The sequence below is a fragment of the Neoroseomonas marina genome, from assembly GCF_012927745.1.
Classification (GTDB): domain Bacteria; phylum Pseudomonadota; class Alphaproteobacteria; order Acetobacterales; family Acetobacteraceae; genus Neoroseomonas; species Neoroseomonas marina.
Genome location: NZ_JABBKX010000004.1, coordinates 271,984 through 288,841, shown reverse-complemented (window position 1 = coordinate 288,841; position 16,858 = coordinate 271,984). Strand labels below are relative to the sequence as shown.

The window sequence follows — 16,858 nt, the reverse complement described above, 5'->3', positions numbered from 1 at the left end:
TGGTGGTGAGGCTCTGAGCCAGGGCAAAGCGGGACCATCCCTGCGTGCCTCGCAGAGTGATCCCGCTGCCCTCAGCGTTCGTGTTCCGGCGGAGCCGGCCCGTCGCCTGTGGGCCCCGGCAGCTCAGGAGGCAGCTGCCCGGAAGGCTTGCTTCTTCACGGGGACTGCCTGCGTCCCCGGGCGGCCATGGGCATCAAGCCTGCGCGGTGCCCTTCCGGTGTATGCCGCCATCCCCACAGGACCGGGGCTGCTCCGCACGCTGCCGTCTCTCGCCGACCATGCGGGCAGGGTCCGGCGCTGCAGAGCCTCAAGCCCTTTCGCGCCGTGGGATTCGCCTCGCATGGCCCGGCCGAATGAGCACGCGGATCCTGCCGCCGAAAATCGTCGCGCGCGACGTCGGCAACGCCCAAGGCCAGGAAAATGCTGGCGTTGCAGGCCAGATCGAAAACGTCCATCGCCCGCGAACGACACCGCCCACGACAAAGGCCCCGCCGGATATCTCCGGCGGGGCCCGATGTCAGTTCTTCGCCTCCGAGGCTGGCGGCACGGCCCGGAACAGGGCCGCGCCCATCGATCCGAGGTCACGCAGTACGAGGCGCCCGAAGCCATGCAGGCGCGCATGCGCCTCAGCCAGCTCCTGCAGCGTCGCCTGGAGCCCCTCATTGAGGCGCTCCAGGGACGACAGAACAGCCGCAGGGTCGACGACGCCGACGCTGCGGAATCCTGTCAGGTCATACGCGCTCATCTCGGCCACGCCGCGCAGTTGGGCGATCGCAGCCTCGATCTCGTGAAGCCCGCGCGCAGCGTCGAGCAACTCGGCAAGCGTGCGCTGGCGAGGGGAGGGTTTCCCTTCGGTCATGACGTTGTCCTGATTGTTGGGATGGGAGGGTTTAGGCCAAGCTGAAGCCGGCCCACTGATCGCCAGAGATGGCGTCAGCAATTTTTATTTGGCTATCAAATCATTTACTTCAATACAGAAAACTATTTATTCGCTAATTCCGCGTTGATGAAGCATATTTACTTCGTCTAATAAACATCGCATCGTGCATCAATCGCGTTGTGCGGACAAATGCCCATGGACTGGTGGAACATCCCAGAGCTGCGCCAGCTTCTTCCGGAAGCCGATCAAACGGCCTTGATGCAGCGCCAGCTGGCACTCCTGGAGTTCATGTTGCGTCGCTAGCAGATGCGGGCTGAGTTGTTCCTGTCGGCGATACACAATCCGCACTCGGCTGGAAACAAAAACCAAGCTTCACCGCGTCGCCTGTCGGACCGCTCGCGGGGGCGGTGAAGCACACCTTTCGAAAGTGACGCCCGACGCCGCTACGAGGTACATAACGGCACGAAACCGCGTCTTTCATGGAGCACGATGGCGATGTCCGATCGGGATGCGGCAGCGGTCAACGAGGAGATCTTGGCACTGGTCCAGAGGTGCCTGTCCAAGCTCGACGGATGCCAGGGCCACACATGCGAGATGATCGCGATCCTGGATAGGTTGATCGACAAGGGCGCCGAAATCGATTCGAAGATGGCTTCGATGGATAGTCTGGTGGCGCTGATCCATCGCCACCTCTGACCTGTCTCCCGCTTTCTGGATCGCCCTGAGCTAGGAAATGCCAGTTTAGGGTTGGGCTGGGAGACGGAGGGCTGACGATGAAAATGTCGAAGTTCACGGATGCGCAGATGGCGCGCCGAACAGGAGCCTCCAGACCCGCCCCATTCCGATCGCGTTCGCGATGATGCGGAAGGCGCGGAAGGGCAGCATCGCGACGAAGAAGCTGGTCGCGGAGAAGAGCAGGCCCAGCGCCCCGCCGCCGCCGATCGCCGGCACGCTCGCCGCCAGCGATTCGCCGTGGATCCAGCCGCCGATCACCTGCTCCAGCACGTGTATGGCGATGAACAGGATCGCGAGGATCAGGGACTCGAGCATGATCGGCCAGATCAGCGGCGTCGGCTTGATGCGGTGGCCAAGCTGCAGATCCTCGACCACCAGCGCCACCTTGCCCAGCACCAGCGCGTTCACCAAGGCGAAGCCATGGGGCCATAGAGCGATGTCGCCATGCGTCCGCAGGGCGATCTCCTCATGCATGGTGAACAAGCCGAGCAGCACCTAAATGTAGAGAAAGGAGACCATGAAGCGGCGGAGTTCATCCACCACGAACTCCTTCGCCTTGCCGAGCCGTCCATGGCCCGCCGCGTAGCCCTCGCTCATGCCCAGCGATCTCCCCTGATGCATGTCATCGAAATCTGTCGGCTCACACGAAGCCCAGCACGCCTATGACGGCGCTGCCGAGCACCAGCAGCGCCGGGTTGACCTTGTAGCGTTGCAGGATCAGCAGCACGGCCACCGCGATCGCCGCCGTATCGAGGTCGAAGATCGCTCCCTTGGCCATACTGAAGCAGCCGGCCAGAAGCAGCCCGATCGAGACTGGCGCCAGGCCCATCTCGATAGAGCGGCGCCAGGGCCAGGCCTCGAGCCGCTGCCAAGAGCGACCGGCGAGGTAGGTCAACAGCCCCGTCGGGCCGAAGAAGGCGATCAGCACCACCAGCGAGGACGTGACGGACTGCTCCTTCGGACACGCCGCTAGAAGGATCGACTTTGCAGGGTCGACTTGCCGGGCACCAGCGCCGGAAGATCTACCGCCAGCGATCGTGGGACGGTCCCTCGAGCATCAAAGCCATGATCGGAGATTCAAGTACGCGCATCGAAATGGCGCACCCAAGGGCCATGCCAAGGGCGATGACCATCAATGCGGCTGTCTCTGGCTCTCGGAGCTTCTGAAGAGCCTCACGCAGTAGTCTCTGCATTGAACAATCCTTGATGATAAAGCGCCAACTCGTAGTCTTTGGAAGTTCGACCGTGCGCCACTCCATTAGAATCGATACGATACCCCGAACGTCAGCCGGTACGACTCAAGCACGTTGTCCCCGTGAGGAAACGAATAGCTGATGTCGACTCGCCCAGCCCAACGCCGGGAAATTGCTATCTCAGCACCGGCCCCGATCGTTGGAACTGGTGTCCAATCCGCAGTTCCGGTCCCGTGGTTCTCGACGGACTCGTACGTCTGCTTTGGGATTGTGAATCCGGCCCGAATGAATAGAAGATCCTGCCCATCGCGGGACCAACCGGCTCGGCCGTATATGCCAAGCTCAGATCGTAACCTCGCGCGATACTCGGCTCCGTTCGCGTTAAGGCGGCTGGTAACATTCCAAGGGACCAGCCCTTCGATTTCAATGCCTAGGTACTTGTGGACGCTGATCAGTTGCCCCCACCCGCCTCGGAGCCCGACGACAAAGCCGTCGCCACCTTGATCGACGTACCTCTCAGCTGGCCTCGTATCTGTGGCGGCAAAGGAGACCGTTGAATCGAGGGCGATCGCCCCTGCAAACACTCCCGCGTAGAAGCCGTTCAGCGGGCGCAGATCAGGTTCGTTTGCGGTCGCAGGTGAGGCCAGCGCAACCAATGACGTCGCCGCCATCGCGGCGGCGAATACTGCATTATCCTTCATCATGAACGCTCCAGCACGATCAGCGATAATTGGAGCGCGAAGATTATTTTATCCCTAAGGGTCAATTTCGATTTTCAAGATCCTTGTCTCATTTTAGTTGACGAATATAGATAGTATCTTACCATTCATTGTTTTGCGCTGGAAACATGAAAGAATTCGACTGGTATATCTTCGACTCTTCCGCCCAACTCAATCCAAACAAAGGTTATCGCCTCTGAGAAAATTTCATCCAGAGGAATCGTTGGGGCAATCTCCGGGGGAAGTGCACTGATTAGCGTGTGACGTACATGCAGAAGTATTTCGTGGCTCGCTTGGCGGAGCGCCTCGAGCGGATCGACCTCGGTGATAACGCTTTCTCTAAGTGCGGCTTGTGTTGCTTTGAGGATCGAGCGTCGAGTTTCGGCGTTCATTCCATCCGAAGCCATATGAAGAAGCTCGCCTCCCAGGGCCTACCCTTTCGGTCGCGACCCCATACGCTACGGATACCAAGACGGCCCAACGCTCACAATGGCGAGAGATCGTTATTGAGTGTCCAAATTTTCGCCATACGCGCACTCTCCGATCGTGAAATACGCGTCAAAGTTGAATTCCATGCGGACGAATGGACCGTATTTTCAATCGAATCAATGCGTTGAGTCGTTTCGTCCATTTTCCGTTTATCAATCTGTGGTTTAGATTCGGCTAGACGTTCCACCGGAGATGTCATATTCGAAACTCTACTTCGCCCATAAATCGGAGCCGGAGCCATGGATCAGATCTTTTATCTGACGAAAGCCAAAAAAATGGACGATCAAGCGACCGATGCATCGTCCCTCGAGGCGAACTATCACACTATCCTTGCCATCCACGAGCTGGAGCGGCGCGGCGCGGAAGCTCACGAGGCTGGTCATGACAAGGCTGCAAAAGTGCTGATTAGGACTGCGAGCCTTCTTCGAGCCACTGTGCCTTTTCCCATCCCCACCAGGCAGATGTGACGCGTCCCGCAGCGGAAGGGCGACAGCCGGCGAATGTGAGAGACCCCACGAAGCAATGGCTTTCGCCTTCACTCGAAATTTACAAGGTCGGCGATATACCAAACCACCGCACAGCGCGTTCGGTGAAGGGATATCGGAAGATGTTCAGAAGCTCTGTAGTTGTTCTCTCGGTACTTGCTCTGCCAGCATGTTCAGAGATGACTTACGGCCCTCAATCTCCTATTGAGGCTTCTGCGGCGCAACACGCACAAGACCTTCTTTGGACGATTGAGAGCGAGGATGGCGGCCTAATCAGCTCCGCAACTGCGTTTGGGCCGGGGCGGCTGTTAGCGAGCGCAAGTGCGATGGAGGTTTGGATTGGGCACAAGATTCGTGCCCGCCACGGGTCGACGGTTGTCCCAGTCCAGGACATGCGTTTGGCAGTCCGGCAGAACTTCGCGATCCTGCACATCCAGGAACCGAACATCGCCCTTCCGGCGGCGGCAGAGACGCCGCGCGAAGCAGAACGGCTTGCGATTTCGGCGGCGAGCGCTGCTGGACCCTTCGCGGGCGTTGGACCAGTTGTACACGCCTCGCGTCCCGTCGCGGGTCCGCGCAACGTCGACGAGTTAGTTCTCGCGGAACTCCCGGCAGCAGGAGGCTTTGCTGGCGCGCCTGTTGTCGACGTGGCGGGACGCCTAGTCGGGATCGCCGACACAGTACTCCACCTGAGCAGCCTCGACCCGGCTATTCCCCCACGCGTCGATCCGGGTGCATCAATCCCACGTCGAACAATGACGATCCTCCCGATGACGCTGGTCCGCGCGACTATTCAGGCCGAGGGCTTGGACCAACCGCCACGCTGAGTTCGAACCGCGGTCGGCCTGGAAGCAAGGTTCACCGCCGGGGAGTGACGGATTAGAATGATAGTTTGCGAAGCTAGAAGCACGCGGGCGCCTGGCGTCAGCCGGGCTCAAGGGAGCCGGCCTTACTATTCGTTAAATCGGAAGCGGCGATGTTCGCAGGGTCACTCCGATTGGGGTATTCTGTGCAGTCCCAGCTGGTTCGTCGGCCGATACAGGTCGCATCCCATTTTTGGCTTTGCGTGCGCTGGAGCCTCAGACCGTGGCGATGGGAGTACGACGCCGACGTGGAAACTGCTGCGTATCCTAGCAGCTCCTCACACGACCAGGACGTGATCGGAGGTATCGATCAGACGCCCTGGGCGTTCGCGTCAGCTTCTGGTGTCGGCTTAGGCCGCCCCCAAGGCGCAGCTCCTTCAACAGTCAATGCCCGCAGCCCGGAGAGCATCCACAATTACTGACGCACCAAGAATATGACTAGATCCGATCCCGCGCGGCAAATCACCCCGCTGGGCGGCAGGTATAGCCGTCCGCTGCAACGCGTCGGCTAACGCAACTTCAACGTGTTGCGGCTCGAGGCGGTAGACGATGCCGCCATCTTGGAAGGCCCTTAAAGCCGCCTCTGGAAGTCCGTAAACCGTGACCCTCGTTTCGTCGACGCAGAAGGTCGCTATGCTACCATCCCTAGTCACATGCACGGGAGACGATATTACGCTCCTAGAGAGCGGCTCGGCGTCATAGTGATGGATATGCTTATCGAATTTCATTGCAATTGATACTGCCTTTGTGATGGTAAAATCGGCCGCTGCAGCCCCTTTTGGCCGTCAACTAATGCGAATTGATTTGAACCTTGTGAATTTCACCGTATCCGTATCTCCATGATATTGAAAGTTACGCGTGGACACTTGTCAGATGCAGATCGGACGGGTGTTGCCTCTCGAACATTCCGGCCCCCTCGCAATTGATCTGGCCATTTGGTTAAGACTGGTGACTAAATCAGGATTATCTATACAAAATACGATTTTCATGAATTCTTCGACCTTAGACCTATTATCGAATCGTTCGAAATCAATTTTAATTACAGGTATTAGTTGATCCACTTCAACTCTAAATACATTAGCGATGAGAAACAGTGTGGACGATAGAATTCGATTATTACCGGATTCTAATTTTTGAATTCCTTGTGTCCCGAGGCCTGTTAGGACTCCGAGTTCCGCTTGCGTCATCCCGGTCGTGCGCCGCAGTTCCTGAACATTCTTCGCAATATGAGCGTCAACCCCCGATTGCCTGACGCTGATGATCGGGCGCGGCCCGCCAGCTTCGGGTCGTGTTCTGGGGTTCAGGCGGGGCAGGTGGATATCCCACGACATTTGTCCTCAATAAACCTATTTGGATAAAAAGATAGTTAATTTACGCGCATTTGGTTCATTCACCGGACTCATCACGCGCGCTAGGCTCGGGCGGCGGAATCTGCGTTGATCATTGCGGTGGGTATCCTGACGAGGCCGGAGGAGACCGAGGCTTGGATGACGGCGCCGTGGAGCGACGCAAAGGATCTGCAACGTCCCTTGCCGAACGGCCATAGTGGCGCGGAGCGCAAAGCGCGATCCCTCAAATAGTAAGGTGCTGATCTAGACCAGCAAGTGCCAAACCATTGCGATGGCAAGCGCCATGCGGCAAACGTATGCCCCAAGGACTTCTGTGCAGGCGCCGCCGGCCAATGCCGCTCAAGGGGCGAAGTCTGTGCCGAAGAACATGACGAGCTGACGCAAGCCCGGTTCGCCCGCACTTGCAAGATCTTCGGTGGCGCCGGCGGCATTGCCTTGCCGCGCGCGCAGCCGTCCGCGCAGCGCGAGCGCGGCCCGATAGCCAGGTGCGAGTGCCAGCGCGGCGTCGTTGCGCGTCGACGCCTCAGCGAGGTCACCGCGGGAAAGTGCCACTCCCGCCAAGACCAGCTGTGTCGGCGCGTAGCGTGTCCCCGTCGCCTCAAGCGCCTCCTGGCAGCTGCGCATGGCGCCTTGCACGTCGCCAGCACGGTGCCGCGCTGCGCAACGCATGGTGAGCAGGTGGCCGGTGCCGCCGCGCGGATGCAGTCGGAGCGCCGTGTCGTAGTCGGCCAGCGCTCGCCGCACGTCACCGATAGCGAGGAATTCGGTGGCGCGGGCGCCGTAGGCTTGCCAGAAGCGGGGATCGAGGCGGATGGCCTCGTCGAGGTCCTGCCGCGCCGCGACGGTTTCGCCGAGCGAGCTGAGCAGCACGCCACGGGTGAAGCGCGGGGCCGGATCAGCCGGAGCACCGTCGACTGCGGCGTTGAGGTCCGCCCGCGCGGCCTCCATCTCGCCGCGCCGCGTCCGGATCGTCGCCCTGCCCATCAGCGCCACGGAGTTGAGCGGTTCGAGGCCGAGCACCGCGTCGAAGTCGCGTAATGCGGCGTCGACGTCGCTGGTCAGGGAGGAGTTCATCTTGCGCGCCGCGTGCTCGAGGAAGACCGGAACGGAGCGATCGCCGAGCCGGACCGCGGCGTCGAGATCCTCCTCGACGAGGCCAGAGCGATCGCCGGCGTCGAGCCGTGCCAGCGCCCGCAGACCGTGCGCCCGGGCGCGCTGCGCCTCGGTCGTGCCGCGCGCCCGGATGACGCCGCCGCAGGCCATGATCGCCTGGGTTGCGGTCTCGCCGCCGCGCCGTTCGCAGGCGGCCATGAGGGGGTCGGGTGCGGCCTGCGCTGCGGCACCCTGGCTGAGGCCGCCGAAGGCAACCAGAGAGAGGAGGAGGAAGGCGTGGCGCATCGTTTCTGGCTCCGGTCTCGCTCACCATTCTGGGGAGGCGGTTCCGGAAACCGCCACGAATCATTTCGCGGTAGCCGTGCCGAGTTGCTGGCGCACCTGCCTCACCGCATGCCGAAGGCAGGTTCGTGCACTTCAGGTGATCCAGAGTTCGAGGCGCAGCCGCGGGAACGGCTCTCCGGCGACCGAGACCGCGATGGAGACGTCCAACCCATCCTCGTGCCGCACGGCAAAGGAGCCGGGCGGCGCCAAAAGCTGGCCATCTGAGGCATCGAGTTCAAACAGGACGCGCACCATCTCAGGCTCAGAGCCCGCCTCTTCCCCGGCGATGATCCTGAGTAGCAGACTCTTGAATCCGAAGCGCGCGAACTCCTCCATGGAAAGATCGGCCCGCCGCAGTTGGCAGAGGCCCGGAATCCCCCGCCGGATCACACTGGCCGGCGCCTCAGCCTCGGCAGCCAGAATGACCGTGCGTGCCGCGCACAAGACATTCGCGGGAAGCCTTGCCGCCCAAAAGCCGGCCCGGGGCAGTGGTTCGAATGGAATTCGGAAATTTGGGTTGAGGCTCATCTGGGCAGGATGCCAGATGGTTTGCCGCGCTGCCCGTCCCAGCCAATGCGGCAGCGCGACTAATCTTGGCGTCGGGCATTGCCGCCTGCTTCGATCCGCTGACCAGCGCGATCCCCAAGGCCCAGGCATCCTGATCGTGTTCTTGATTCGTTCTCTGACGTGCGGCATCGTGCGCCCATGTCCGCCGACCCCCTCGTCATCCCGCCTTTCCCCGCTGCCGGCGCCGCCCTGATGCCGGCAAGTCCGGCCGAGGTGGCGCAATCCCTGGCCTACGCCCTTCGGTACGACGAGCGCGGCAAGGCCCGGGCGGCGGGCTTGGAACTCATCGCGGCAATTGCCGCCGAACGCCTGGTCGAGCACCTGCAGCGCAGCGGCTACGTGGTGCTCAAGGCGAGGACTGCGCCGGCTCACTCCGCGGGATGAAACATGACGGCTCCGGCTTTCGCCGAGCTGTGCGCCAGGAGCAATTTCAGCCTCCTCGACGGTGCATCACATCCCGCCGAGCTTGTGTCGAAGGGTGCTGATCTCGGCCTCGCCGGGATCGGCATCTGCGACACCAACACCCTCGCCGGCGTGGTACGTCCATCTCATCGCGTCGCGCCTCCGCGTCGCGCCTCTTGGATAATTCGGACCTGCTGCGGCAATTGATGGCGATAGGGGAGGACAGTGCCGACCAGGCGAAAGTAGTTCCGCGAGTGAAGATGCCAGCGACACGGGATTTCCGGTAGCGATCGAGCAGCCTTGGATCAGCGGGTTCGGAGAATGATGGCGCACCCTCGGAATACGAGAGCACCAGCATCGCCGGCATGGTACAATTGACAACGCAAAAGGGCTACTGACGTCAGGATCGCCAACGCCGAGATTGCCGCGCGTGAGAACCGATACGCGTTGCCGACGGCCGCGGCGCGCCAATGGCCTCACATACAAACCGGACGTGGTCCTCCGGCGAGCAGCGTCGAGCATGGCAAACGTCGCAGCAAACTCCCGTCTCGGCGCGCGCGCCATGCTTGGCGAAAGCCCAGTCGATGATGCGCAGCGCCAGTGGGCGGCGTGGCCGAGCGCGAGCCTCGCCGAAATAGCTCAGCAGCGCATCACGAAAGCAGCTGCGGTCGAATGCGAAGGTCTGCATCTGGCGCGATAGCCGTCGCTTCTGAGTCAGAAGCTCAGCGCGCTCACCCGCCGTCACCTTCGCCTCTTCCACGGTCAGCCCGGCCATGAAGTCCAGCAGGCTGAGCGCCGGGCCGTCGGGCTTCGGGTCGGTGAGAAGGACGGCAACGCTTCTCTGGCCGTTGCGGCCGGCGCGCCCGAACTCCTGCAGGTAGTCCTCCGGCGAGGCCGGGTGCTGCCAGTGGATCACGAGGCGCACGTCCGGAATGTCGACTCCCATGCCGAAGGCGTTGGTACAGATGATGCGCGATAACTTCGGCTCGAGACGGCCACCGAAGCGCTGCAGCAGATCCTCCTTCTCCTGCGTGCGGAGCTGGCCATGGAAGAAGGGCGTGGCGACACCCTGCGTTTCCAGGGCCGCGGAGAGGGCGTCACCGATCTTGCGGGTTGGCACGAACACCATCGACTTGACGCCGATCGCATCGGCGAGGCGCAGGAGTTCGGCGACGAAGGCCGGTCGTGCGTCCTGGCGCACCCGCCGCCGAAGGAAGGTGATGTTGGGGCGGTTCGCGCCATGCACGAACACATCCCCTTCGCCGGCTCCAAGCGAGGCGAGGATACGCGTCTGCGTCTCGCGACCGGCCGTCGCCGTGAAGGCCAGGACTGGCGGATTGCCCAGCTGCTCGCGGACTTCCCGCAGCCGTCCATACTCAGGCCGAAAATCGCGGCCCCAGCGATCGATGCAGTGCGCCTCGTCCACGACGAGATAGGCAGGCCGCAGCGCGCGCAGCAACGCCAACTCGCGCTCATTTGCCCCGAAGAACCTCTCGGGTGCCAGATAGAGGAATTTGAAGGACCCCTTCGTGAGCAGGTCGAGGCGCAGCTGCTTCTCCTCGGAAGAGAGGTCCGAGTTCATGAACGTCGCCGGGATCCTTCGCCGCAGGAGCCCCGAGACCTGGTCCGACATCAGCGCCTTGAGCGGAGAGACCACGAGGCAGAGGCCTGGCGTCAGCACGGCTGGTACCTGGAAGGCGAGGCTCTTGCCGGATCCGGTTGGACTTACCAGCAGCAGGGAGCGGCCCCGCAGCGCCGCTTCCACGACGTCGATTTGTGCTGGCCGGAAGGCGTCCAACCCGAACAGGCTCAAGGCGGGGCCGAGGTACCCGGTCTCGCGTGCCAGTCTTCCCTCGGTGTCGAGCCAATGCGCCAGGCGCACGGCCGCTCTTTGGAGTAGGCGACGGGCTAGCCCAGCACCGAGATGCGGATGCACCGCGGCATGGCACATTGGGCATAGGCTGATCAGGTTCGCCGGCTCGTCGGTTCCCCCAGATGCGCGTGGCAGCAAATGGTGCACGTGTGCGCCATCGGCCTCGAGGTCGCTGCCGCACTGGACGCACTGATGTCCGTCACGCCGCAGTACCGTCCTGCGTGCAATCTCCCAATCCGCTGTCACTACGCCCTCTGGCAATCCGCTCGTGCGCCGACGACGGGGGCACCGTCCAACCCGGGGACCAAGCGAAGCAACTGCACGCAATCTACGTGCGAAGGACAAGTGCGGAAGACGATACTGTGGAGAGAAAGAGAGAGAGGGAGAGAGGGAGAGAGGGAGAGAGGGAGAGAGGGAGAGAGGGAGAGACCAAATCCGGACAGAGAGATCAAAGTCGTACTAAATCTTAAGCGGCCAGCATGACTCTAGGGGCTGCAATGCACCGCGGACTACGCGTTGCGCCAGCAATGCGAGTATGAGGCCCTATCGTTCGGCATCGGCGTTATCGCTCGGGTCCGAGCTCAGCCTAGTGCGAGGCCCGCGGACACAAAAATCTAGATGGGTTGTTGATCAATCTAGATTCTCTATTAATTAGCAATGCTGGCAACTCCATCTTCCGATGTCATCGATGCGTTCGTGTGTCGCCGGTTAAGGGAAGCGCGGCTCACGGCCGGCATCACCGCGGCGACGCTCAGCCTCCGCACCGGCGTGTCCGCAAAGCAGATCAGCAAATTCGAACTGGGCCAGAATCGGATTCACATAAGTCAGCTTTGGCTCTTCGCTGCAGCTCTCGATCGGCCGATTAGTTGGTTCTTCGAGGGGGCCCCAACGGCTCGCGTATCGAGCGCCGGCAAAAATCGGCAGGTTGAGTTCTTCGACGCTCTGTCGCAGCTCAATATCGCGCAGATCGAGATCATTTCTAGGATGGCCGGTGCGCTCGTGGCCGAAGCAAGGCGCACCCACCGGCAGGCCAGACGCCATCGTCGGTCCGGGGAGGCGGACGATCGCGATCTGCGTGAAGCAAGCAGATAGCAACAAGATGATCGCTAGCTTCGCTTCGCGCTGCGTCGGAGCGAATGGTCGCATGCGCGGAGAGCACCGCGCTGCCCCGCTGAGACGCGAACGCACGCCCCACTCCTCGGCAGCCCGGTCAGCCGCGGCGCCGAGAGCCTTCAACTGATCAAGAAACGGGACGCCCGTGCGAGCGAGGTCCGGTGGCGACAGCATAAATTCCACATAGCCGCCGCCCAACTCCGCGCACCGTTTAAGGTAGGAGGTCGTGATTAACTCCAGGTCAGCGGCGGACTTCACTACAGAGGTGACGAGATCGTAGGCCTTCAGAAAGGTCGTAAAGTCGTGCCAGCCATATCGCGCGTCGGCGAGGAGGGCCTCGGGGATCGAGACAGCATTACGCTCCGCAAGGAAGAGCACGGTTTCCCGAACGAGCGTTCCCCTAAGATGGACGTGAAGGTCGACTAGCATTGGGAGAGGCTATAAGGACGTTGCAGTGAAGTGGAAGGCGGGATGCGCATCAGATTTCTTTCGAAGAACAGGCATAAGATCGATGAGGCGAGGAAGATCCTTGAGCCGCTAGGCGCGGAGGTGATTCCGATCAGCGTCTCGATCGATGAAATCCAGACCCGGGACGTGAAAGCGATCGTAAGGGACAAGGCACTGCGAGCCTTCGGAAGAATTGGCCACAGAATCTTTGTCGAGCATACATGCCTCTATATCGATGCGCTGAACGGCTTTCCGGGTGGCCTAACCCAACCGTTCTGGGATTCGCTGGAGGCCGACCGGTTCTGCGAACTGTTTGGCAGAGGGGAGAAACGTGGCCTCACCGCTAAGACTTGGATAGGCTACTGCGACGGCAGGCGGATCCATCACTTCGAGGGCGAGATTCGCGGCACCGTTGCATCGGCGCCGCGTGGTGATCGCTCCTTCCAGTGGGACTGCGTATTCGTCCCGGACGGACATGAGCAGACCTTCGCGGAGATGGGGGAGGAGAAGAACCTCATATCGATGCGCCGGATTGCCCTAAATGCGCTTGCGGATCACCTGCGGGGCAAAGCCAATGCTTGATATGCTTGCACGAGAGATTCGGGATCGAAGAGTGATCCTTTTCGTAGGGGCCGGTTTGTCTCAGCCGCTCGGCCTCCCGTCGTGGGGAGAGTTGATCGACCATATGGCCGGGGAGTTGGATTTCGATCCCGCTATTCTGGTTGGACCAGGCGCAGACTATCTGCAGGTGGCAGAGTTCTACAAACTACGGAAGGGGAGCATCGGAGACCTGCGCAGCTGGATGGACAGGAGCTGGAACGTAACCGACGAAAAGCTGCTCGCCTCGAAGGTCCACCGCCAGATCGTCGATCTCGGATTTCCCCTCATCTACACGACGAACTACGACGCCAATCTCGAGCGAGTATTCCGGCTGTGCGGACACGATGTCTCGAAGATCGCATCGGTGGTCGACATAGCGGATGCGAAACCGGACCAGACCCATGTCGTCAAGTTTCATGGTGACTTCTCGGATGACAACTCACTCGTCTTGACCGAAACTGATTATTTTGATCGGCTAGAATTTGAATCACCACTCGACCTGAAGCTTCGGTCGGACGTGCTCGGCCGTACAATCCTGTTCGTCGGGTACAGCCTCAAGGATCTGAATCTTCGCCTTCTTCTCTACAAGCTCAAGCGTACCTGGGACGGCACGGCTTATGCGAAGCGGCGGCCGCGGTCGTTCATCTTCTTGGTCCGACCGGACGTCGTTCAGGAGGAGGTGCTGGAGAGCCGCGGGGTTTCGCCGATCGTCTCTGACGCCCTGGATCCCGATGAGGCGCTGCCGGAGTTTTTTGACCGCCTACTCGAGATGGTGCGCGGGGCCGGATGAACCCCAAGCCGCCAGTCATCTGCGTCTCGCCCAGCGCTGAATGTAAGGCAGCCTCCGACGATCAATTTATGCTTGTGAACGGTGACCACGTCGGCAGTAGCAGTCGCTGGTGGCCCGCACGAGGCAAGGGCAGCTATCGAACCACAGCGAGACGAGGCCGGTCAGTCTCTTGTCGGCCGTGACGCGGTCCGTCAGCTCGCGCTGGTCCGGCCCAACTTTTCGCCCTTGGTAAGAATGTATCGCGCCCCGTCGAGACCCTTTGGATGGGGGCCGGCCCAGATCAGGTAATAAAGATGCCCGCCCTTGGTGTTCTTGATCAGGCGAGCGGGGGAGACATGCCCGAACGCCGCCCTCAGCCGGCCCCGGTACCACTCCAGCAGGCGCTGGCCTGCATCCCGGCGCTTCTCCGTCTTTGTCCCGAGCAGGTCGGCCTTCTCCTCGTAGACCTGGCCGTACCAATCCAGCGATCCAAAGAACCGGTCTAGCGTCTCGCGCCAGCCGGGCCGCAGTTCAGCCGAGCGCGGCAGGACGCGCTGGATCGCCATGCCAAGGGTGAAGTTGATCATCACCTCGATGCGCTTCGTCGCCGCTAGGCGCTCAATCACCGCCCAGGACAGTTGCATCCCGAACGGATCGAGAAACACAACGGCGAGGTGGCCCGAGCGGCCGAGATCGCCCTGCAGTAAGGAGTCCAGCTCCTCGTCGCACTGTCCGGGCCGGACCTCGATGCGGAAGCGCTCGCCGCACTCCTGGCGCAGCTGCTCGAGCTCAGCGACGCGGCCAGGGTCACGCTCGATGAAGACGTAGCGGGTAAAGGGGTTGGCGATGCTTAGCGCGACGCGCGGCGAGCCGTGGATGTACTGCTCCGCCTCAGCGTCGATCGGCGGCGGATCGAGCTCCGCAAGAAGGCTATCGGCGCTCGCCTCATCGGAGCGCCGCCGCAGCCTCGCGCGGCCTGCCCCGGCAAAGGCATCCACGAAGGTCGTGCTTCTGACCCAGTGGCCCTGGTTCTTGAGCACCTTGGTATAGAAGTCGAGATACGCGCCCAGCGCATCCAGCTTCTCGCGCGCCCACGGGCCGACCGTCGGGCTCGAGTCCTCGCCACTCATTCGGCTGCGGCCAAGGCGGGCCAGGTTTGCTGGGGCTGCGGGAACTCGTCCCAGAGACGGCCGTCCAGGGTCCGGCCTTGCTGCGTCGGACGGAACCCGCCCCACTGCTTGAAGAAGAATGGCACGCCGGCGGCGAGGCACTGGTCGCGGATCTCGCGCACCCAGGCTGGGTCCATGGGTCGGTGGCGCGGCCCGCTCTCCCCACCGACGATGACCCAGTGGATGCCGGCAAGATCGAGCGCGCCGATGCGGCCGATCAGCGGCTCGATCGACAGAAAGCGCACCGAGGCCGGGGCCGCCTGGAGGTGACGAACGCGTGATAGTCGGAGGCGATCCTCGACCGACACACCGAACCAGAGATGGTCCGGAGCAGGCCGAGTGGTGTAGCGGCGCCTCAGGAAATCGCGCATCAGACTGCTACGCTTGGTCAGTACCTGGAACTGATGCCAGTGGGCCTGCTCCATCGTGTCGAAGATCTGCTCAATGAAGGGTGTTGGGACGCCCTTGTGGAACAGGTCCGACATGGAGTTGACGAAGATCCGGCGCGACCGCTTCCAGAGCAACGGCTGCTGGAGGCGTTCAGGCCGCAGGGTCAGATCGAAGCCGGTCTCGAAAGGGTGGCCTGGCGTACCTCGGAAGCGCTCCGAGAACCGTGCAGCATAGCAATTGTCGCAGCCAGGACTGATCTTTGTGCAGCCCGTTACCGGGTTCCAGGTTGCATCAGTCCACTCGATGTCAGAGGAATCAGCCATCCCCGCCCCCGGAACATAAAGTGAATCGTCTCACACGGTCCTTGGTTCCGCAACACAATTGGGGGCGGACCTTGGGGACGAGAGTCGCCTTCCGGCGTCGATTTGTACGCTCAAGGTGCTGAGACCCTGCGCCCTCTGCTGAGCGACTTCCGAACTCTGGTCCGCACAGACAACTCCAAAGCTCGCTACGGACGCTGGCCGACCATGCGCCGTCAGCTCGGCTCACGGCGAGAAAGGGACGAGCCGGTGGTGTGATGGATGGACTACCCGCACTCCGAGCACGTAGTCAGGCCCCGCTTCTCGCGCGCCGGCTCGATAGCGTAGCCGCAGCGCATGCAGTTGGCGCCATCGTCATCGGCGTCGAACGGGTCCGCCACGTGCCTCGCGGGCGGCGTCGGGCGGACCTCCTTGCGGGGCCGCCCTCGGCCGCGGCGTGCGGCGGCATCGGGCGCTTCAGCCACGTTGATCGATCCGGGAGCCGAGGATGCCTCCTTGGTCGCCGCAGGTTCCCAAGCCGGCATCACGTGCGTCGTGGGCGCTGTCGCGGCGGCGGCAGGCGCAGTGGGCGCGGGCGTCGCGACCGGTCGCTGTGTTCGAAAGCCGCCTTCCCAGGATGCGGCTCGGACGCGTGGGTCCAATCGCTGTGGGCGATCCTTGCTCCCCGTGCCGGATCGCAGGTGCACGACTTCCACGGTCCTGCTGCTGCCGGCCCCGTTGCGACGAGGGATGTTCAGCGTTTCGTGCCGGTTCGTCGGCTCTGGCTTGTCGTCCTTGAAGCGGGCGAAGACGCGGTCGATGTCGTCCATGGACGTCCAGTATGGCGAGGTAAAGCGGCACTTCGACGCCGCACAAAAGCTTGGTGGTCGATCGACATTTCGCAGAACAGCGCGATTGGAGGAGCGACCGATTTGCTGACTTCCGGCACCTGAAGTCGAAAAACAATACCGTAATTCAAAGCTTTAAGCTTGAGGGTAAAATCGGCCTACCCTCAAGGTTCGGAGACTCTCCGCTCTCTCCGGCCGAAATTCGGCGCTGGTTGCGCTGTCGAACCATCA

18 protein-coding genes and 2 pseudogenes are annotated in these 16,858 nt (G+C 61.9%); 6 read left to right on the top strand and 14 right to left on the bottom strand.

Annotated features, from left to right (window positions below; genetic code table 11):
* Positions 1 to 517: 517 nt before the first annotated feature.
* The gene (locus GWK16_RS14545; RefSeq protein ID WP_170054680.1) at positions 518 to 859 is read right to left on the bottom strand and encodes a hypothetical protein; all 342 of its coding nucleotides are present in this window, start codon (positions 857 to 859) and stop codon (positions 518 to 520) included.
* Between the two features lie 510 nt (positions 860 to 1,369).
* Between GWK16_RS14545 and GWK16_RS14540 the strand changes: the two genes are divergently transcribed.
* On the top strand, positions 1,370 to 1,576 hold the full coding sequence (locus GWK16_RS14540) for a hypothetical protein (RefSeq protein ID WP_170054679.1): 207 nt from the start codon (positions 1,370 to 1,372) through the stop codon (positions 1,574 to 1,576).
* Between the two features lie 93 nt (positions 1,577 to 1,669).
* On the opposite strand, the gene GWK16_RS14535 is transcribed toward GWK16_RS14540, so the two are convergent.
* The 4 genes from GWK16_RS14535 to GWK16_RS14520 all read right to left on the bottom strand — a co-directional run bounded on the left by GWK16_RS14535 (position 1,670) and on the right by GWK16_RS14520 (position 3,919).
* On the bottom strand, positions 1,670 to 2,110 hold the full coding sequence (locus GWK16_RS14535) for a hypothetical protein (RefSeq protein ID WP_170054678.1): 441 nt from the start codon (positions 2,108 to 2,110) through the stop codon (positions 1,670 to 1,672).
* Positions 2,111 to 2,255: 145 nt separating this feature from the next.
* A complete protein-coding gene (locus GWK16_RS14530) occupies positions 2,256 to 2,549 on the bottom strand; it encodes a chromate transporter (RefSeq protein ID WP_277613627.1) in 294 nt (97 codons plus the stop codon).
* A 324-nt stretch (positions 2,550 to 2,873) separates the two neighbouring features.
* Entirely contained in the window at positions 2,874 to 3,512 is a 639-nt protein-coding gene (locus GWK16_RS14525; protein WP_170054676.1) for an outer membrane beta-barrel protein, read from the bottom strand.
* A gap of 122 nt (positions 3,513 to 3,634) precedes the next feature.
* A complete protein-coding gene (locus tag GWK16_RS14520) occupies positions 3,635 to 3,919 on the bottom strand; it encodes a hypothetical protein (RefSeq protein WP_170054675.1) in 285 nt (94 codons plus the stop codon).
* A gap of 336 nt (positions 3,920 to 4,255) precedes the next feature.
* Here GWK16_RS14520 and GWK16_RS14515 point away from each other — a divergent pair, with 336 nt between their 5' ends.
* Complete coding sequence (locus GWK16_RS14515; RefSeq protein ID WP_170054674.1) at positions 4,256 to 4,483, top strand: hypothetical protein; 228 nt, start codon at positions 4,256 to 4,258, stop codon at positions 4,481 to 4,483.
* A gap of 1,750 nt (positions 4,484 to 6,233) precedes the next feature.
* Here GWK16_RS14515 and GWK16_RS25890 read toward each other — a convergent pair.
* From GWK16_RS25890 to GWK16_RS14500, 3 genes are all read right to left on the bottom strand, one after another.
* The gene (locus GWK16_RS25890) at positions 6,234 to 6,695 is read right to left on the bottom strand and encodes a helix-turn-helix domain-containing protein (protein WP_170054673.1); all 462 of its coding nucleotides are present in this window, start codon (positions 6,693 to 6,695) and stop codon (positions 6,234 to 6,236) included.
* 357 nt (positions 6,696 to 7,052) lie between these two features.
* Positions 7,053 to 8,111, bottom strand: coding sequence for a tetratricopeptide repeat protein (locus GWK16_RS14505; RefSeq protein WP_170054672.1), 1,059 nt, complete (start codon positions 8,109 to 8,111; stop codon positions 7,053 to 7,055).
* A 132-nt stretch (positions 8,112 to 8,243) separates the two neighbouring features.
* Complete coding sequence (locus GWK16_RS14500) at positions 8,244 to 8,678, bottom strand: hypothetical protein (RefSeq protein WP_170054671.1); 435 nt, start codon at positions 8,676 to 8,678, stop codon at positions 8,244 to 8,246.
* Positions 8,679 to 8,855: 177 nt separating this feature from the next.
* Between GWK16_RS14500 and GWK16_RS14495 the strand changes: the two genes are divergently transcribed.
* The gene (locus tag GWK16_RS14495) at positions 8,856 to 9,101 is read left to right on the top strand and encodes a hypothetical protein (RefSeq protein WP_170054670.1); all 246 of its coding nucleotides are present in this window, start codon (positions 8,856 to 8,858) and stop codon (positions 9,099 to 9,101) included.
* A 418-nt stretch (positions 9,102 to 9,519) separates the two neighbouring features.
* Here GWK16_RS14495 and GWK16_RS14490 read toward each other — a convergent pair whose 3' ends face one another.
* Together GWK16_RS14490 and GWK16_RS25885 are read right to left on the bottom strand one after the other, a co-directional pair.
* Positions 9,520 to 11,001, bottom strand: a complete 1,482-nt coding sequence (locus tag GWK16_RS14490; protein ID WP_338144479.1) for a RecQ family ATP-dependent DNA helicase — start codon at positions 10,999 to 11,001, stop codon at positions 9,520 to 9,522.
* A gap of 60 nt (positions 11,002 to 11,061) precedes the next feature.
* A pseudogene (locus GWK16_RS25885) lies at positions 11,062 to 11,238 on the bottom strand (HNH endonuclease); the annotation flags it as partial.
* 411 nt (positions 11,239 to 11,649) lie between these two features.
* On the opposite strand from GWK16_RS25885, the gene GWK16_RS25880 reads away from it, so the two are divergent.
* Entirely contained in the window at positions 11,650 to 12,084 is a 435-nt protein-coding gene (locus tag GWK16_RS25880; RefSeq protein WP_170054767.1) for a helix-turn-helix domain-containing protein, read from the top strand.
* Positions 12,085 to 12,171: 87 nt separating this feature from the next.
* On the opposite strand, the pseudogene GWK16_RS25875 reads toward GWK16_RS25880, so the two are convergent.
* Positions 12,172 to 12,534: pseudogene (locus GWK16_RS25875) on the bottom strand (hypothetical protein); the annotation flags it as partial.
* Positions 12,535 to 12,576: 42 nt separating this feature from the next.
* Here GWK16_RS25875 and GWK16_RS14475 point away from each other — a divergent pair.
* Positions 12,577 to 13,134 carry a non-canonical purine NTP pyrophosphatase gene (locus GWK16_RS14475; RefSeq protein ID WP_170054668.1) on the top strand — a complete coding sequence of 186 codons (558 nt, stop codon included), beginning with the start codon at positions 12,577 to 12,579 and terminating at the stop codon, positions 13,132 to 13,134.
* A gap of 31 nt (positions 13,135 to 13,165) precedes the next feature.
* Positions 13,166 to 13,942, top strand: coding sequence for an SIR2 family protein (locus GWK16_RS14470; protein WP_211187407.1), 777 nt, complete (start codon positions 13,166 to 13,168; stop codon positions 13,940 to 13,942).
* A 191-nt stretch (positions 13,943 to 14,133) separates the two neighbouring features.
* On the opposite strand, the gene tcmP is transcribed toward GWK16_RS14470, so the two are convergent.
* The 3 genes from tcmP to GWK16_RS14455 all read right to left on the bottom strand — a co-directional run bounded on the left by tcmP (position 14,134) and on the right by GWK16_RS14455 (position 16,609).
* Positions 14,134 to 15,051 (bottom strand): three-Cys-motif partner protein TcmP, encoded by a 918-nt coding sequence (gene tcmP, locus GWK16_RS14465; protein ID WP_170054667.1) that lies wholly within the window; start codon positions 15,049 to 15,051, stop codon positions 14,134 to 14,136.
* A complete protein-coding gene (locus GWK16_RS14460; RefSeq protein ID WP_170054666.1) occupies positions 15,048 to 15,803 on the bottom strand; it encodes a DUF5131 family protein in 756 nt (251 codons plus the stop codon). The genes tcmP and GWK16_RS14460 overlap by 4 nt, the downstream gene beginning before the upstream one ends.
* Positions 15,804 to 16,066: 263 nt before the next feature.
* A complete protein-coding gene (locus GWK16_RS14455; protein ID WP_170054665.1) occupies positions 16,067 to 16,609 on the bottom strand; it encodes a hypothetical protein in 543 nt (180 codons plus the stop codon).
* Positions 16,610 to 16,858: the final 249 nt, after the last annotated feature.